Origin of the sequence: Sphingomonas sp. LT1P40 (genome assembly GCF_036663835.1) — a bacterium.
Lineage (GTDB): Bacteria > Pseudomonadota > Alphaproteobacteria > Sphingomonadales > Sphingomonadaceae > Sphingomonas.
Genome location: NZ_JAXOJT010000001.1, coordinates 2,202,196 through 2,218,169 on the forward strand (window position 1 = coordinate 2,202,196; position 15,974 = coordinate 2,218,169).

Consider the following 15,974-nt stretch of genomic DNA (forward strand, 5'->3'; position numbering starts at 1 on the left):
CGAACCCCCGCGCTTATTGTTAGCGCTATCATGAAAGAATGCAGCGCGGGCTGTCAAGCCATGGTGACGTGAACGGGAGGGCGAGAAAGCGATGCGCGGCTTAGTGGCACTCACCGCCTGGGCGTTCGCCATGGTGCTCACCGCGCATCCAGCCAGTGCCGAAGACGGCTATGAATTATGGCTGCGTTATCGCCCGCTGACGCCGGCCTATGCTGCGCAAGTCGCAACGATCGCACCGGCACTGGCGATCGATGCGCCGCCAAGCCCAACCGTCGCGGCGGCGACTTCCGAACTGACGCGCGCTTTTGGGATCTGGCTCGACAGGCCGCTGGCAGTAACGCCGGGCACATCGTCAGCGCTACTATTATGCCGCCGCGACCGGTCATGCGCAAAGGGATTGGCACGGCAGCGCGGCCCCACCCCGCCGGGCGCATTTCGCATCGACCGGTTGAACGGGCGCATCGTCGTGTCGGCGGCCGACGACATCGGCTTGCTCTACGGCAGCTTCGCACTGATCCGTCATATCCAGCAGCAAGCGCCGCTGAACGCGCTGCCGCAAAGCGATGCCCCGCACGTCGCGCTGCGCATGCTTGATCATTGGGACAATCTGGATGGCAGCGTCGAGCGCGGCTATGCCGGTCGCTCGATCTTTGTATGGTGGCGTTTGCCCGGCTATGTCGATCCCCGCCTGATCGATTATGCGCGCGCCAACGCTTCGATCGGCATCAACGCGGTCACGGTGAACAATGTCAACGCGCCCGCGACCTTCCTGACGCCGCGCTTCATCATCAAGGCCAAGGCGCTGGCCGACACGCTGCGCCCCTATGGCATTCGCGTGTTTCTCTCGGCGCGCTTCTCGGCACCGCGCGATCTGGGGGACCTCCCCACCGCCGACCCGCTTGATCCCGGTGTCCAGCGCTGGTGGCGGGCCAAAGCGGATGAAATCTATGCCGCCATCCCCGACTTCGGCGGCTTCCTCGTCAAGGCCAATAGCGAGGGCCAGCCGGGGCCGCAGGATTATGGCCGCACCCACGCCGACGGGGCGAATATGCTGGCGCGTGCGGTGAATCAGCGCGGCGTCGTGATCTGGCGCGCCTTCGTCTATGACCCCGACCCGGCGGTCGAGCGCACGATGCAGGCGTATCGCGCCTTTCAACCGCTCGACGGAACGTTCGACGCCAATGTCATCGTGCAGGTCAAGAACGGCCCGCTCGATTTCCAGCCGCGCGAACCAATAAGCCCGCTGTTCGGCTCGATGCCACGGACGCAGCTTGGCCTCGAACTGCAGATCACCAAGGAATATCTCGGCTTCTCGACTCACCTCGCCTATCTCGCGCCATTGTTCGAGGAAGCACTCGATACCGGTGCCCTCGGGAATGGCCACGCGACGCTGGCCGACATTGTCGCCGGTCCAAAAAGAATTGCACAATCGACCCCCAGCCTGATCGCGGGAGTCGCCAATATCGGGTCCGACCGCAACTGGAGCGGGTCGCATTTCGATCAGGCGAACTGGTATGCCTTCGGTCGAATGGCGTGGAACCCGACGCGGTCGTCCGATGCCATCGCGCGCGAATGGGTCGCCCAGACGTTCGCCCCCGACCCGGTACTGATCGACGCCGTCGCGGCAATCATGCTGCCCAGCCGTCAAACGGTGGTCGATTATATGACACCCCTCGGCCTCGCGCATTTGATGGGCAGCGATTATCATTTCGGCCCTGCGCCATGGGTCGACGATCTCGCCCGCCCCGATTGGAACCCGGTCTATTATCACCGTGCCGATGCCGACGGCATTGGCGTCGACCGTGGTGCGACCGGCAGCAACGCGCTTGGCCAATATCCCGCCGCATTGGCTAGGCGCTACGCCGATCAGCGCGATCCCGCGCTGCCCTGGCTGTTGTGGTTCCATCGCAAGCGCTGGGACGACCGGCTCGTCACTGGGCGCACCGTCTGGGATGAACTGGTCGTCCGCTATGACCGGGGCGTCGCCGGGGTCGATGACATGGCGGCGCAATGGGATCGGCTGCGGGGACGGATCGACGACCGGCGCCATGCCGAAGTCGCAGCATTGCTTGCGGTACAGCGAAGCGAAGCGCAATGGTGGAGAGACGCCTCGATCGCCTATTTCCAATCCCTTTCAAAGCGCCCCCTGCCCCCGGGTCATCCGGCGCCCGCCCAGCCGCTGTCATGGTATCGCGCACAACGCTTTCCCGAGGCCCCGGGAATATGATCGTGCTGCACCACGCCGGATATTCGCCTAGCGCGGACACGGAAGACGAATTAGGGACCCGTGGCATGAGCGAAAAGAGCGCTACCACGCCCCGCCAAGGGCGCCGCCAGGGCAAAGCCCCGACCATATCCGATGTCGCTGCCGCCGCAGGCTGTTCGCCCATGACGGTAAGCCGCGTAATCAACGGCGATTCCAACGTTCGCGCGACAACGCGCAAACAGGTGACCGACGCCATCGCGGCGCTGCGTTATATGCCCAACCGCGCCGCACGCAGCCTGGCTGGCGGAGATCAGTTGCGCATCGCCGTGCTGTTCGACAACCCGTCGGCTTCGTACCTCAGCGAGTTCCTGATGGGTGCGCTCGAGGAAGCGACACGCAACGATATCCTCTTGATCGTGCAAAACTGCCTCGATGTCGCCGAGGCCCAGGCGCTGGTGCGCAATCTGACGCAAGGCGGCATCAAGGGCTTCATCCTGCCGCCACCGTTGTGCGACGACCAGCGCGTACTCGACCTGGTCAGCGAACTCGACGCGATCGCGATTGCAGTCGGGCCGGGGAAGGCGACCGGCACGCATGGCGCGGTGATGATCGACGATTTCCAGGCCGCCTATGACATGACTCAGCACATCATCGATCTGGGTCACCGCCGTATCGGCTTCATCATCGGCAATCCCGAACAGGTCGCTAGCGGGCGGCGGCTGAACGGCTATCTGGCGGCAATGGCCAATGCCGGGCTCGAAACGTCGGATGAGTTGATCGTGCAAGGCCGCTTTACCTATCGCTCGGGCATGGACGGCGCTGAGCGCCTTCTGGCAGTCACGCCCCGACCGACCGCCATTTTCGCATCGAACGACGATATGGCGGCGGCAACCGTCGCGGTCGCGCACCGTCGCCATCTCGACGTTCCGAACGACATTACGGTTTGCGGGTTTGACGATACCGCAATGGCAAGCACCATCTGGCCCGAACTGACCACCATCCGCCAGCCGATCCGCGAGATGACCGCCTGGGCCGTCGCAGCAATCGCCACGATCATGCGTGCACGCAAGGCCGGCGAGCCCGCTGAGGAGCAGCAGATGACATTGCCCTATTCCCTTATCCGGCGCGAATCCGACGCCGCGCCCAGCCTCGCCACGCGGCAGGCCAAGGGCGTCAAGCGCCGGTGACCGAGTCCGCGCCGTCCCCCAGACTGAGATCGCGTGACTGGTTCGACAATCCCGAACGCTGGGACATGACAGCGCTCTATCTCGAGCGCTTCATGAACTACGGAACGACGCCCGAGGAATTGCAGTCGGGCAAGCCGATCATCGGCATCGCGCAATCGGGCAGCGACCTGTCCCCGTGCAACCGCGTCCATGTCGATCTCGCCAAACGGGTGCGCGACGGCATTCGCGATGCTGGCGGCATTCCGATCGAGTTTCCGGTCCACCCGATTTTCGAGAATTGCCGCCGCCCGACTGCCTCACTCGACCGCAACCTGGCCTATCTCGGGCTGGTCGAGATCCTGAACGGCTATCCGCTGGATGCCGTCGTGCTCACCACCGGATGCGACAAGACCACGCCGTCACAGGTGATGGCGGCAACCACGGTCGATATTCCCGCAATCGTGTTGTCGGGCGGGCCGATGCTGGATGGCTGGCATGACGGCGACCTGGTCGGATCGGGCACGGTGATCTGGCGCAGCCGCCGCGCGCTGTCAGCCGGACTGATCGACGAAGCCGAGTTTCTCGACCGAGCGACGTCCAGTGCGCCGTCGCTGGGCCATTGCAATTCGATGGGCACGGCATCGACGATGAACGCCGTCGCCGAAGCCTTGGGGCTCTCGCTGACCGGCTGCGCCGCGATTCCTGCCCCATATCGCGAACGCGGCCAATATGCCTATCGCACCGGACGCCGCATCGTGGAAATGGTGCACGAGGATCTGCGCCCGTCGCGCATCCTGACCCGCGAGGCGTTCTTGAACGCGATCGCGACGGTCAGCGTGTGCGGCGGATCGAGCAACGCCCAGCCGCATATCGTGGCGATGGCGCGGCACGCCGGGATCGAGCTCGAGCCCGAGATCTGGACCGAGCATGGCTATGACCTGCCGTTGCTCGTCAACATGCAGCCCGCGGGGCAATATCTGGGCGAGCGTTTCCACCGTGCCGGCGGCGTGCCCGCGGCGATGTGGGAATTGCTGAGCGCCGGCAAGCTGATCGGCGATTGCCTGACCGTCACGGGCCGCAGCATCGCCGACAATCTGGCCGGGCACGAAAGCCGCGACCGCGAGATGATCCGCCCCTTCGCCGATCCGCTGCAAGGCAAGGCGGGCTTCCTGACGCTCAAGGGCAATCTGTTCGATTTCGCGATCATGAAGACGTCGGTGATTTCGGACGAGTTTCGCCAGCGTTATCTGGCCCGACCCGGAGCGGAGGGCGTTTTCGAGGCGCGCGCAGTCGTGTTCGACGGGTCGGACGATTATCACCACCGCATCAACGACCCGGCGCTGAACATCGACGAGAACAGCATCCTGGTGATGCGCTCATCGGGCATTCTCGGATGGCCAGGATCGGCCGAGGTGGTCAACATGCAGCCACCCGACGCGCTGATTCAGCGTGGCGTGCAGTGGCTGCCGACACTCGGCGACGGGCGCCAGTCGGGGACGTCGGACAGTCCGTCGATCCTCAACGCTTCGCCCGAAAGTGCGGCGGGGGGCGGGCTCGCATGGTTGCGCGATGGCGACATCATCCGCGTCGACCTAAATGCCGGGACGTGCGACATGCTGGTGGACGCCGACGAGATCGCGCGCCGTCAGGCTGATGGCTTGCCCGAAATCCCGCCGAGCAACACGCCGTGGGAAGAGCTGTTCCGCGAGAAAACCGGACAGCTCGGCGAAGGCGGGGTGATGGAGTTTGCGCTCAAATATCGGCAGACATCGAAAAAGCTGCCGCGTCACAATCATTGAACGGACGCGCTTAGCGGATCGGCACCTCGAAGCTGCCGACCGGCAGGTTCGCACCGTCAAACAGGTTGACGACCGGGGTGTCCGCCCAGCCATAGCGGACTCGCGATGCGGGCTTGCCGTCGGTGCTTATCCTCACCGTCGCCCCCTCGGCCACGGCGGACGCGAAACGGCAGCTGCCCGCAGCATCGCTGCACAATTCGAACCCGATTGCCTGTACGCTGCTCCAGCTTACCAGTGCGCCGGTCACGCCGTCGAAACGCACGACGATCGCGTCGCCTTGTCGCGCCGCATCCACGACCCGCGGCAGCGGCTTGCCCAGCGCCGCGCGTGCCAGTCGGTGTCCCAGCTCGATCTTGTTCGCAGGATGAATGTCGAGCCGCTCGCCCAGATCGATCGCGGGAACCAGCGTAACCCGGGGATCGGCATCGGCGGCACGGCGCTGTTCGTCGCGCAGCAGCGCCCAGCCGCTCTCTGACGGCTTCGTCACCGGCGCACCGAAATTGGCGAGCCCGACGATCAATACCGCAAGGTCCTTCCGGCCGAATTGGCCCCGCCAGCCGTCGATCAACGCGGCGAGGCGCGCATCATATCGGGACATCCCGACATCGGCCTCGCCCTGATACCAGGCAATGCCGTCGAGGCGGATCGGGCCAAGCGGCGCGATCATCGCGTTGTGAATAAGACCTAGTCCGGCAATCTGGTCCCATGGCGGCCGCGGTGCGCCGCCCGCTTTTGTCGTCGCAACGGCGTAGGACCAACCATCGCCGATCGGCATCTCGCTCCCGTCGGCAAAGCGCAGCTTCAGCGCATCCGCCGGCCCCTGAAACCCGCCATTGCCCCAGCTGTCGCCGACCAGCACGACGATCTCGTTCACACCCGCACGCCAGTGGCCGGCGGGGACGGCATAATGGCGAGCGTCGGACCAGCTGAACGTATTGGCGATGACCTTGCCGTTGACGAACGTCTCGTCGCTGTCGTCGATCACGCCGAGCGAGAGCGTCGCACCCTGCGCCGCCTGCGCTGCCGTCAAAGTCACGCTGCGTCGTGCCCAGACGTAACCGTTGAAGTTCTTGAAATCCCCGCTCTTCCAGTCGTCCCAATAGGATATCGCGGGAAAGGGCGTCCAGCTGAGGCGATCGGGCTTGTGCCACGGCTCGCTGCCTGCCGCATCGCCGCTTAGGGTCCGCCACCAATCGGCCCAGCGCGGGAAGAAGGCTCGGTTCGCCGCGAGCGGGTCGCGCGTGTAGAGCGCCAGCAGATCGGCCTCGCTCTGGCCATAGATCGTCCGGGTCGCGGCGGGGGTCAGCCATGCGCGGATCTGGGTGCCGCCCCAAGTCGCGTCGATCGCGCCGATCGCGACCCCGCGTGCCACACGAAGGTCGCGCACCATATAATAGCAGGCGGCGGAGAAATCGGGGACGCTATCGGCCGATGCCGGCGTCCATGATGGCGGCGCAGCAAAGCGGCCCTGCGGTGCCGTCGCCGTTGCCTTCTCTACCGTCAGCAACCGCAGACCCGGGTCGGCAAAACTCGCCGCCTGCGTATCGAAATCGAGCGCGCGACGCACCGGCAGCTCCATGTTCGACTGGCCCGAACACAGCCAGACATCGCCGATCATCACATCCTGCGCCGAGGCCACATCGCGGCCGTCGGCGTCGAGTACCGTCAGATCATAGGGTCCCCCCGCCGGAAGTGCGGGAAAGTCGGCTTTCCATGAACCGCCGCGGTCAGCCGTGATCGCTGCATTCTTGCCAGCTAGCCGGACGACCAGTTTCGTGCCGGACGGCGCGGTGCCGTTTACAACAATCGATTGGTTGCGCTGAATGACGGTGTGGTCGCCGAAAACGGGCGCGAGCGTCACTTGCGCGGTGGCTGGAGCGCTCGCAGCGATAGCGGCCAGCGCAATCAGCATACGCCCGATCATGCGGTACGGACTCGTGCCAGTGGATGACCTCCAACCTCAGGCCGGAAAGCGAACAGGGCGCCCGCCAGCGGTTGCGCCGCCCGCGCCTCCGCCGACATTTCCTGATGCGCGGACGTGGCATAGAGCGTTGCGAAGTCGGGGCCGCCAAAGGCGAGTTTGGTGATGTTGGCGGTCGGGAACTCGACTTTCGCGATCTCCTCACCCGCCGGATTGAAGCAGCGCGCCGCCCACCCGGCATAGCACCCAACCCAAACATTGCCCGCCGCGTCGGTGATCGATCCGTCGGGGAGCCCCATATCGTCCGAAAAGCCGACAAGGAGACGTGGCGCTTCCGGCAAACCATCGTCGCCAAGACGCGCCGACCAGATTTCTCGTTCCCCGGTATCGGTGAAATAAATGGTGGCGCCGTCGGGTGAAATCGCCGGCCCGTTCGTAATCGCAAAGGGGCCGGGGCCAGCGCGCTCGACGCGGCCGCGGGACAACCGATAGAAGCTGCCGGTCGCGGCGACGCAGGCATTGTCCATCGACCCGAACCACACGGCGCCAGAGGCGTCGCTACACGCATCGTTCAGGCGATTGCCCGGCATATCCGGCTCGATCGCCAGCCACGCCGCAAACTCACCACTGGCGGGATCGAACCAATGGAGCCCGTCCTGCAAGCCACAGAGCAACCGCCCGTCGTCCGCCGGCAGTGCCCAGCCGATCTCTTCTGGCGCGCACCAGTGGTCCAGCGTCATCGATGCAGGATCAAAGCGGAACAGGCGGCGCTGTTTGATGTCAACGAACCACAGGCACTGACGCGCGGCATCCCAGACGGGTCCCTCGCCCAGCGATGCTGACGGGAAAGCGACGGGTTCCGGGATCATCGTCATCAGCGCCAGCCCGCATCGACCCAATAGTCGTGGCCGGTGCACATGCGCGCGTCGTCTGCGGCGAGGAACAGCGCCATCGCCGCGATATCGGCCGGCTGCACCCGCGTCTTCAGGCATTGTGCGGCGATGATCTCGGCCTCGCCCTCGGGCGTGTACCATTTGGCTTGGCGCGCGGTTTCGACATTGCCGGGGATAATTGTGTTGACGCGAATATTATCGCTGCCCAACTCGCGCGCCATCGACCGGGTCATGCCCTCGATCGCTGCCTTCGCGGTCTGGTAAAGGACCAGATCGGGCAGTGCGAGATGCCAGCTGATCGACCCGAAGTTGATGATCGAACCGCCGCCTGCGGCCTTCATTCCCGGGACGACCGCCTGTGCGGCGAAAAACAAATGACGCAGATTGACGGCCATCCGCTCGTCCCAATAAGCGGGGGTGACGTCGCCGATGCTATGGCGATCGTCGCTCGCCGCGTTGTTCAATAGGATGTCGAAATCGCCGAGTTCGGCGGCGAGTGCCGCGATATTGCGACCAAGGCTGCTCAGATCGGTAAGGTCGCAATATGCGAAGCACGGCGTCACGGCACCGCTGCTCGACAGACGCTCGACCAGCGCCTCACCCGCATCGCACTGCATGTCCAGGAACGCCACATGCGCATTTTGTTCGACGAAGCCGGTGACCAGCGCCTCACCGATGCCCGATGCGCCACCAGTTATCAGCACGCGTTTTTCGGCGAGGCTGGGATATTTCGCCGCCAATGTCCGATTTTCTGTCGTTGCAGTCAGCACGCTCAATCCCCCGTGTAGACCGTCTTGATCTGGGTATAAAATTCGACTGCGGCAAAGCCCTGCTCACGCGCACCGTAACTCGATTTGCGCGTTCCGCCGAACGGCACATGATAATCGACGCCCGCAGTCGGCAGATTGACCATCACCATCCCGGCGCGAACATGTTTGCGGAAGTGCCGCGCATGTTTCTGGCTGTTGGTGACGATGCCGGCCGACAGTCCGAATTCGCCGGCGTTGGCGAGTTCGAGCGCCGCCTCATAATCCTTCACGCGGACGGTCGACACTACCGGGCCAAACACCTCCTCACGGTTGATCCGCATGTCGGGGTTGGTGTCGGCGATGAGCGTCGGTGCCATGTAATAGCCCGGCGTCGCGCCCTTCACTTCGCCGCCGCCGGTGACGCAGCGCCCGCCCTCATCAACCGCGATTTTGGCATAGCGCAGATTCTGTTCATACTGCGCCGCGCTCGCGGCAGGGCCGACCTGCGTATCGGGATCGAGCGCCGCGCCGACGCGCAGCCCCTTCGCCCGCTCGGCAAGTGCCGCGACGAACCGGTCGTGGATCGCATCCTCGACGATCACCCGCGAAGAAGCGGTACAGCGCTGACCGGTCTGGAAGAAGCCACCGTCGAGCGCGATCGCCACCGCCTTGTCGAGATCGGCATTGGCAAGAATGACCAGCGGGTTCTTGCCGCCCATTTCGAGCTGCACGCGCGCCTGACGCGTCATCGCGGCCATGCCGACCTTCGCGCCGACGCCTTGCGAGCCTGTGAAGGAGATCGCGTCGACATCGGCATGATCGGCGATTGCCGCCCCGACCTGCCCTTGGCCGAGCACGAGGTTGAACACCCCCGGCGGCGCACCGCATTCGGTGATGATGTCGGCCAGCGCGCTCGCGATCGCGGGCGTGACGTTGGCAGGCTTCATCACCACCGTATTGCCGAACGCGAGCGCCGGGGCTGCCTTCCATGCCGGGATGGCGATCGGGAAATTCCACGGTGTGATCAGGCCATAGACGCCGACGGCCTCACGATAGGTCGCGACGTCCAGCCCCGGCCGAGTCGATTCGAGCGTCTGGCCATGGCGACGCAGCGCCTCGCCCCCGAAATAGCGAAAGATCCGCGCCGCGCGCATCACTTCGCCCATGCCCTCGGCACGGGTCTTGCCCTCTTCGCGCGCGAGCAGCTCGCCCAGCTCGGCGGCGCGCGCCATGATCGTTGCGGCGACCTTGTCGAGCAGGTCGGCGCGAACTTCGGGTGAGGCGTTGGCCCAGCCCGGCTGTGCCGCGCGGGCGGCTGCCACCGCCGCATCGACCGTGCCTGCATCACCCGCAGGAAACAGCGCGACGACTTCGTCAGTGTTCGACGGATTCAGACTTTCCAGCGCCGCGTCGTCGATGCTGACGCGCTCGCCGTTGATCAAATGGCCGAGTTTCAAAGTCATGGGTGGTTGGAGTCCTTCAAATGCGATCGATGAGCCCGCGGCTCGCCAGATTTCGGAAAAGTTCTGCGATCCCCATCGTCCAGGGCGGGGCATCGCGCGAGGTGGTTACGCGATTCTCCAGCGTCCCGAGCCGCGCCGCCGAGATGGTCACCCGGTCGCCGACCTTGTGCGTAAAGCCACCGCCCGGCACGTCGCGATCCTGCGTCGGCGCGAACAAGGTGCCCAGGTAAAGCGCATACCCATCGGGATAATGATGCTCGCTGCGCGCCTGTACCGCCAGATCGAGCGGGTCGCGGCTGATCTGCGCCATTTGGTTCTTTCCGGTCAGCACATAGCCGTCGGCGCCCTCGATCAGCAGGTCGATCTCGGCAGCCCGCACATCGTCGATCGTGAACGCGTCGTCGAACAGGCGGATGAACGGGCCAAGCGCCGCCGAAGCATTATTGTCCTTCGCCTTGCCGAGCAGCAGCGCCGAACGCCCCTCGAAATCCCGCAGATTGACATCATTGCCCAAGGTCGCGCCGACCGCCTCGCCCGCGCTGTCCATGATCAGCGCGACTTCGGGCTCGGGATTGTTCCAGCTCGAATCGGAACGTATCCCGACCGCCGCCCCATGACCGACCGACGACAGCACCGCCGATTTGGTAAAGACTTCGGCATCGGGGCCGATCGCGACTTCAAGATATTGCGACCACATGCCCTCGGCGATCAGCGCCGCCTTGAGCGCCGCAGCCTCGGGCGATCCGGGGACGACCGATCGGATGCCCTGTCCGACATCCTCTTCCAGGCCTGCGCGGATGCTTGCCGCCTGTGAGGCATCGCCCCGCGCACGCTCCTCGATTACTCGCTCGATCGCCGAGACGGCAAAGGTCACCCCCGCCGCTTTGATGCATTGCAGGTCGATCGGGCTCAACAACATCGCGCCATCGGGTAGTATCGGGGCGTCGGCATCCAACGTTGCGATGATCTCGCCATCTTCAGGCCGCCATTGCCGCCGTGCGATCACCGCCGACACTGTCGCGGCGCTGGGGGTCAGGTCATACAGGGTGCCGCCGTCGATCAGCACCGGAGTCGGTCCCGCGCCAAAATCGACCCGCCCGAGCAGGCGCGCCGAGCGCCAGTCCGACGGCAAAGCGGTTCCCAACGCGAAACCCATTGACCTAAATCCTCCCCGCAGCCATTGTTGTGATAGCGCTACCATCACGCTCTAGTGGGTCGTGTCAAGGTTGGCGATAGAAAACATGCGGCGGGACGGCGACGATGCCCGACCGGACGGGTGAAGCGGGAGGAACGGGTTGTCGGCTTGGCGCAATATTGCATGGGCAGCGTTGGTGCTGGTGGCTGGATCGGCCGCCGCGCAGAGCGCCGCGCCGCCGGTCGCGCGCTTCGACTATGTCACCTATTCCGGCACGCCCGACGCAGAAACGATGGCCGTCAAACCCGGCGATTTCGCCAATCCGGTGCTGCCCGGTTTTCAGCCGGACCCGTCGATCGTCCGCGTCGGCGACGATTATTATCTGGTCAATTCGACGTTCAGCTGGTTCCCCGGTCTGCCCGTTTATCACAGCAAAGATCTGGTCCACTGGCGTCAGATCGGCAATGCGATCGACCGTCCGGGCCAGCTGACGATCGGCAAACTGGGTGTCACGCGCGGATTGTTCGCGCCAGCGATCAGCCATCACGCCGGGCGATTCTACATCGTCAACACCTGCATCGAATGCGGCGGCAATTTCATCATTACCGCCGACAATCCGGCGGGGCCGTGGTCCGATCCGCACTGGCTGGATTTCGGCGGTATCGACCCCTCGCTGTTCGTCGATGACGATGGGCGCGCGTGGATCGCGTATAACGACGCGCCGCCGGGGCCGCCCGGATATGACGGCCACCGCGCCTTGTGGCTGCAACGGATCGACCTGACCACGATGAAGATGGCGGCAGGGCGCGTCCTGCTGGTCGACAAGGGCGTTCACGCCGCCGACAAGCCGGTATGGGCTGAGGGGCCGCACATCTACAAAGTGGGCCGTCACTATTATCTGACCGCAGCCGAGGGCGGGACTGCCGACCGGCACAGCCAGACCATCTATCGCGCCGACAAGGTCGATGGCCCCTATGTAGCCGGCTCGAACAACCCGATCTTGACGCAACGCGACCTGCCCGAGGGCCGCGCATGGCCGGTGCAGGCGACGGGTCATGCCGATTTCGTGCAAATTCCGGACGGCAGCTGGTGGGCGGTGTTCCTGGCCACGCGGCCCTATGCCGGGCAACAGACCAATCTGGGGCGGGAAACGTTCCTGCTGCCGGTGAATTGGAAAGACGGTTGGCCGCTTATCCTGCAGCCCACCGCAGCGATCACGCCGACCAGCAAGCGACCCGCGCTTCCCGCTTTCGCCGGTGACGATTTCACCCGCTGGCGTGACGAATTTGAGCAGCCCCGCCTGGCGCGCGACTGGATGATGCTGCGCACGCCGCAGGGTCGTGACTGGTGGAACCTGTCGGACCGGCGCGGCATGCTGCAGCTAACGGCGCGGCCCGTCGCCGCGGGTTCGCTCGACCAGCCGAGCTTTGTCGGCAAGCGGCTGCGCCATCACGACGCCGTGATCGAAACCCGCGTCGAGTTTGCACCCCTCGCGACCGGCGACCGCGCCGGCCTGCTTGCACTGACCGATGAAAACCACTTCCTCTTTTTTGGGCGCGAGCGATTGGCGGATGGCGAAGCCATCGTGCTGCGACGTCGTACCGCGGCTGGCGAGGCAGCTGAGGGAATAGTGGCCAAGCAGTCCATGCTGGGCGACAAGGCACCCATGGCGATCGACCTTCAGATGCGCATCAACCGCGACAAGGCCGATCTGTCGTGGCGCCCGGCGGGTACCGGCGCGTGGCAATCGCTGGCTAAGGGCGTCGATGCGTCGATCTTGGCGACGGTTGGGGCGGGATTGTTCACCGGCGCGGTGATCGGACCACACGCCGCGCGTGCCGAGCGCGCATTTTGACTCACCCGGATTCCGTTCGCGTCGTCATCCTGGGCGGCGGCACCGCAGGCTGGATGACCGCCGCCGCGCTCGCCAAATTGCTGCCCGGGCAGGCCGACATCCATCTGATCGAGTCCGAGGAAATCGGCATCGTCGGGGTTGGCGAAGCGACCTTGCCGCATCTGCGCGAATTTATCCGCCGCCTTGGGCTGGACGAGATGGAGTTCATGCGCACCACGCGCGCGACCTTCAAGCTCGGGATCGATTTCGTCGATTTCGGCGCGATCGGTGAACGCTATATCCATCCGTTCGGTGCCTATGGCACCGACATCGCGGGCGTGGGATTTCACCATTACTGGCTGCGGATGAAGGCGGCAGGGCATGTTCCCCCGATCTGTGACTATTCAGTCCCGATCGTCGCCTCGCGCGCCAGACGGTTCGCTCCGATCCCCGCCGACGGCGACTTTCTCGATAGCAGCTACAGCTACGCCTATCAGTTCGACGCGACCCGCATGGCACCGATGCTGCGCCGCTTTGCCGAGGCGCACGGTGTTCGGCGCAGCGAGGGCAAGGTCGTCGCGGTCGAACGCGACGCGGAAAGCGGCGATGTCGCCAGCCTGCGCACCGATCGCGGCGACGTCATTGAAGGCGACCTGTTCATCGACTGCTCCGGCTTTCGCGCGCTGCTGATCGGCGAAACGCTGGAATCGTCATGGGAGGATTGGTCCGAGTGGCTGCCATGCGACCGCGCCGCCGCGCTGCCGTGTACCGCGCCAGACGGGCCGATCGAGCCTTACACCCGCGCCACCGCGATGCCCGCCGGCTGGCGTTGGCGGATCCCGCTTCAGCACCGCGTCGGCAACGGCTATGTATACTCGAGCAACCATGTCTCGGACGATGAAGCGTGCAGCGCGATACTGGGCGCGATCGAGGGGGAGCCACTCGCCGACCCGCGCATCCTGCGCTTTCGCGCCGGGCGGCGCACCAAAAGCTGGGACCGCAACGTAGTCGCCATCGGCCTCGCCAGCGGCTTTCTGGAGCCACTCGAATCGACGAGCATTCACCTGGTGCAGCAGGCGGTCACGCGACTGGTCGAACTCTTCCCGCAGCGCCGTATCGACCCCGCCGACCGCGACACCTTCAACACGTTGGTCGACCGCGAATATGACCGCATCCGCGATTTCCTGATCCTCCATTATCACGCCACGCGCCGCGACGATTCGGATTTCTGGAACCATGTCCGGACGATGGCGCTGCCCCCCGAACTTCAGCGCAAGATGACGCTGTGGCGCGATACCGGTCGGGTCGAACGCTACACTGAAGGCTTGTTTCTCGAAGCCAGCTGGGTCGCGGTCTATCTGGGTCAGGGGGTCTTGCCGCACGGTTATGACCAGCGTGCCGATATCCCGCCGCAGGATCGCATCGCACAATCGTTGAGCGAACTCGATACGGCAATCCGTCAGCGCGTTGCAGCATGGCCCGATCATGCCGCCTATCTTCGCGAAGCCGGGGCGTGGGAGGCGGCGTGAGTGCTGCATTTGCCCTGACCCGGTCGGTGCTGGTCATCGGCGACGGTATCGTCGGGATTGCGGCGGCGATCGCAATGCGCCGCGCCCTGCCCGGTGCCGCGGTCACGCTGCTTCAGTTGCCGCCGAACCCGGACGGCTGGATCAACCGGCTCGGCGCCGCCGGTCCGGTCATTCATAAATTTCACCGCCAGATCGGCCTCGATCCCCGGCTGTTCGTCCAGCGCGCCGGGGCTCAGCCGGTTCATCTGCGCCGCTATGTCGGCCCCGGCCAGCCCGATCTGCGCGAGGCGTGCACCGCCGCCATTCCGTTCGTCGAGGGCGTCCCGCTCCACCATATCTGGCTTCGCCATGGCGCAAGCACCGGTGAGGCCAAACCGGACTTCGCCGCGATGCTCCTCGCGCTGCGCGATGCGCATGGCGATGAAGGCGGTTTTGGTGTGCGGTTCCACGCTCCCGCCTATGCCGATTTGCTGGCGGACATGGCCGCAGCGTTGAACATCGTTCGGTGCGACAGCGCGGATATCCAGGTCGAGGCCGATGGCGAACGCATCGACGGCGTCACCACATCCGATGCGACTCTGACCGCCGATCTGTACATCGATGCAGCGGGTCCGCGCTCGCGCTTGCTGACGGCGCTCGGCACCGAATGGTGCGACTGGGCGACCTCACTAACGCCGCGCGCGCTGACGATCGTTCCCGAAGGTGCGGGCGCGCCCGGGGAGGAGACGCTGACGACGGCGTCGAGCTGCCTGCACTGGCAGACGCCTTTGTGGCGCGCGACGGTCATCCCGGCCTCCGGCCCCGCCACTGGCCGTCTGCACCACAGTGCGCAAGCAAACGCCGTCGCGATCGGCGAGGCAGCGGTCCACGCACCGGTCGCCGATGGCATGCTGCTTGGCACGGCCTTGGAAGACATATTGCGCCTGATCACGCTGCTGCCCCGGCCCGGTGGCGACGATCGCGACAGCAGTGAATATGTCCGGCGCACCGCAATCGCGCATGATGCGCTTGCCGACTGGAGTGGCCTGTGTTTCATGGCCGACGGTGCGCCCTGTCCGGACAGCCTTGCCGCGATCCTCGCCGCGTTCGACGCGCGTGGACGGATCGCACCCCGCGAACTGGACCCGATCACGCCCGGTGCGTGGCTCGCGCGGTTGATGGCGCTGCGCCCACCGCCGCGCCGGATCGACCCGACGGCGCTGGCCCTGCCCGAAGAAATCGTCCGAATGACAATTGCCCGTGCCGCCGAATCCGGCGTTACGACCACGCCGCGATGAGA

The 15,974-nt window shown here is 65.2% G+C and carries 11 protein-coding genes; 6 read left to right on the plus strand and 5 right to left on the minus strand.

Translation table 11 applies throughout. The annotated features are described in order from the left end of the window. The first annotated feature begins 91 nt into the window (after window positions 1–91). The 3 genes from U1702_RS10850 (at window position 92) to U1702_RS10860 (ending at window position 5,171) form a co-directional block, all read left to right on the plus strand. On the plus strand, window positions 92–2,227 hold the full coding sequence (locus U1702_RS10850; RefSeq protein ID WP_332724288.1) for an alpha-glucuronidase family glycosyl hydrolase: 2,136 nt from the start codon (window positions 92–94) through the stop codon (window positions 2,225–2,227). Between the two features lie 65 nt (window positions 2,228–2,292). After that, window positions 2,293–3,393, plus strand: coding sequence for a LacI family DNA-binding transcriptional regulator (locus U1702_RS10855; RefSeq protein ID WP_332724290.1), 1,101 nt, complete (start codon window positions 2,293–2,295; stop codon window positions 3,391–3,393). Continuing rightward, window positions 3,390–5,171, plus strand: coding sequence for an IlvD/Edd family dehydratase (locus U1702_RS10860; RefSeq protein ID WP_332724292.1), 1,782 nt, complete (start codon window positions 3,390–3,392; stop codon window positions 5,169–5,171). The genes U1702_RS10855 and U1702_RS10860 overlap by 4 nt, the downstream gene beginning before the upstream one ends. A gap of 10 nt (window positions 5,172–5,181) precedes the next feature. Here U1702_RS10860 and U1702_RS10865 read toward each other — a convergent pair whose 3' ends face one another. From U1702_RS10865 to U1702_RS10885, 5 genes are read right to left on the minus strand one after another with little or no spacing between them, the layout of a single operon-like run. Then, on the minus strand, window positions 5,182–7,095 hold the full coding sequence (locus tag U1702_RS10865) for a sialate O-acetylesterase (RefSeq protein WP_332724294.1): 1,914 nt from the start codon (window positions 7,093–7,095) through the stop codon (window positions 5,182–5,184). Beyond that, window positions 7,092–7,967 (minus strand): SMP-30/gluconolactonase/LRE family protein, encoded by an 876-nt coding sequence (locus U1702_RS10870; RefSeq protein WP_332724296.1) that lies wholly within the window; start codon window positions 7,965–7,967, stop codon window positions 7,092–7,094. The genes U1702_RS10865 and U1702_RS10870 overlap by 4 nt, the downstream gene beginning before the upstream one ends. Then, window positions 7,967–8,725 (minus strand): D-xylose 1-dehydrogenase, encoded by a 759-nt coding sequence (gene xylB, locus U1702_RS10875; RefSeq protein ID WP_332724298.1) that lies wholly within the window; start codon window positions 8,723–8,725, stop codon window positions 7,967–7,969. The genes U1702_RS10870 and xylB overlap by 1 nt, the downstream gene beginning before the upstream one ends. 32 nt (window positions 8,726–8,757) lie before the next feature. Further along, window positions 8,758–10,197, minus strand: a complete 1,440-nt coding sequence (locus U1702_RS10880; RefSeq protein WP_332724300.1) for an aldehyde dehydrogenase family protein — start codon at window positions 10,195–10,197, stop codon at window positions 8,758–8,760. 16 nt (window positions 10,198–10,213) lie between these two features. After that, entirely contained in the window at window positions 10,214–11,353 is a 1,140-nt protein-coding gene (locus tag U1702_RS10885; RefSeq protein WP_332724302.1) for a fumarylacetoacetate hydrolase family protein, read from the minus strand. A 181-nt stretch (window positions 11,354–11,534) separates the two neighbouring features. Between U1702_RS10885 and U1702_RS10890 the strand changes: the two genes are divergently transcribed. The 3 genes from U1702_RS10890 to U1702_RS10900 are packed head-to-tail and all read left to right on the plus strand — an operon-like array spanning window position 11,535 to window position 15,972. Continuing rightward, entirely contained in the window at window positions 11,535–13,187 is a 1,653-nt protein-coding gene (locus U1702_RS10890; protein ID WP_332724304.1) for a glycoside hydrolase family 43 protein, read from the plus strand. Then, a complete protein-coding gene (locus U1702_RS10895) occupies window positions 13,184–14,695 on the plus strand; it encodes a tryptophan halogenase family protein (protein WP_332724306.1) in 1,512 nt (503 codons plus the stop codon). Before U1702_RS10890 ends, U1702_RS10895 begins: the two co-directional genes overlap by 4 nt. After that, window positions 14,692–15,972 carry a tryptophan 7-halogenase gene (locus U1702_RS10900; protein ID WP_332724308.1) on the plus strand — a complete coding sequence of 427 codons (1,281 nt, stop codon included), beginning with the start codon at window positions 14,692–14,694 and terminating at the stop codon, window positions 15,970–15,972. Before U1702_RS10895 ends, U1702_RS10900 begins: the two co-directional genes overlap by 4 nt. Window positions 15,973–15,974: the final 2 nt, after the last annotated feature.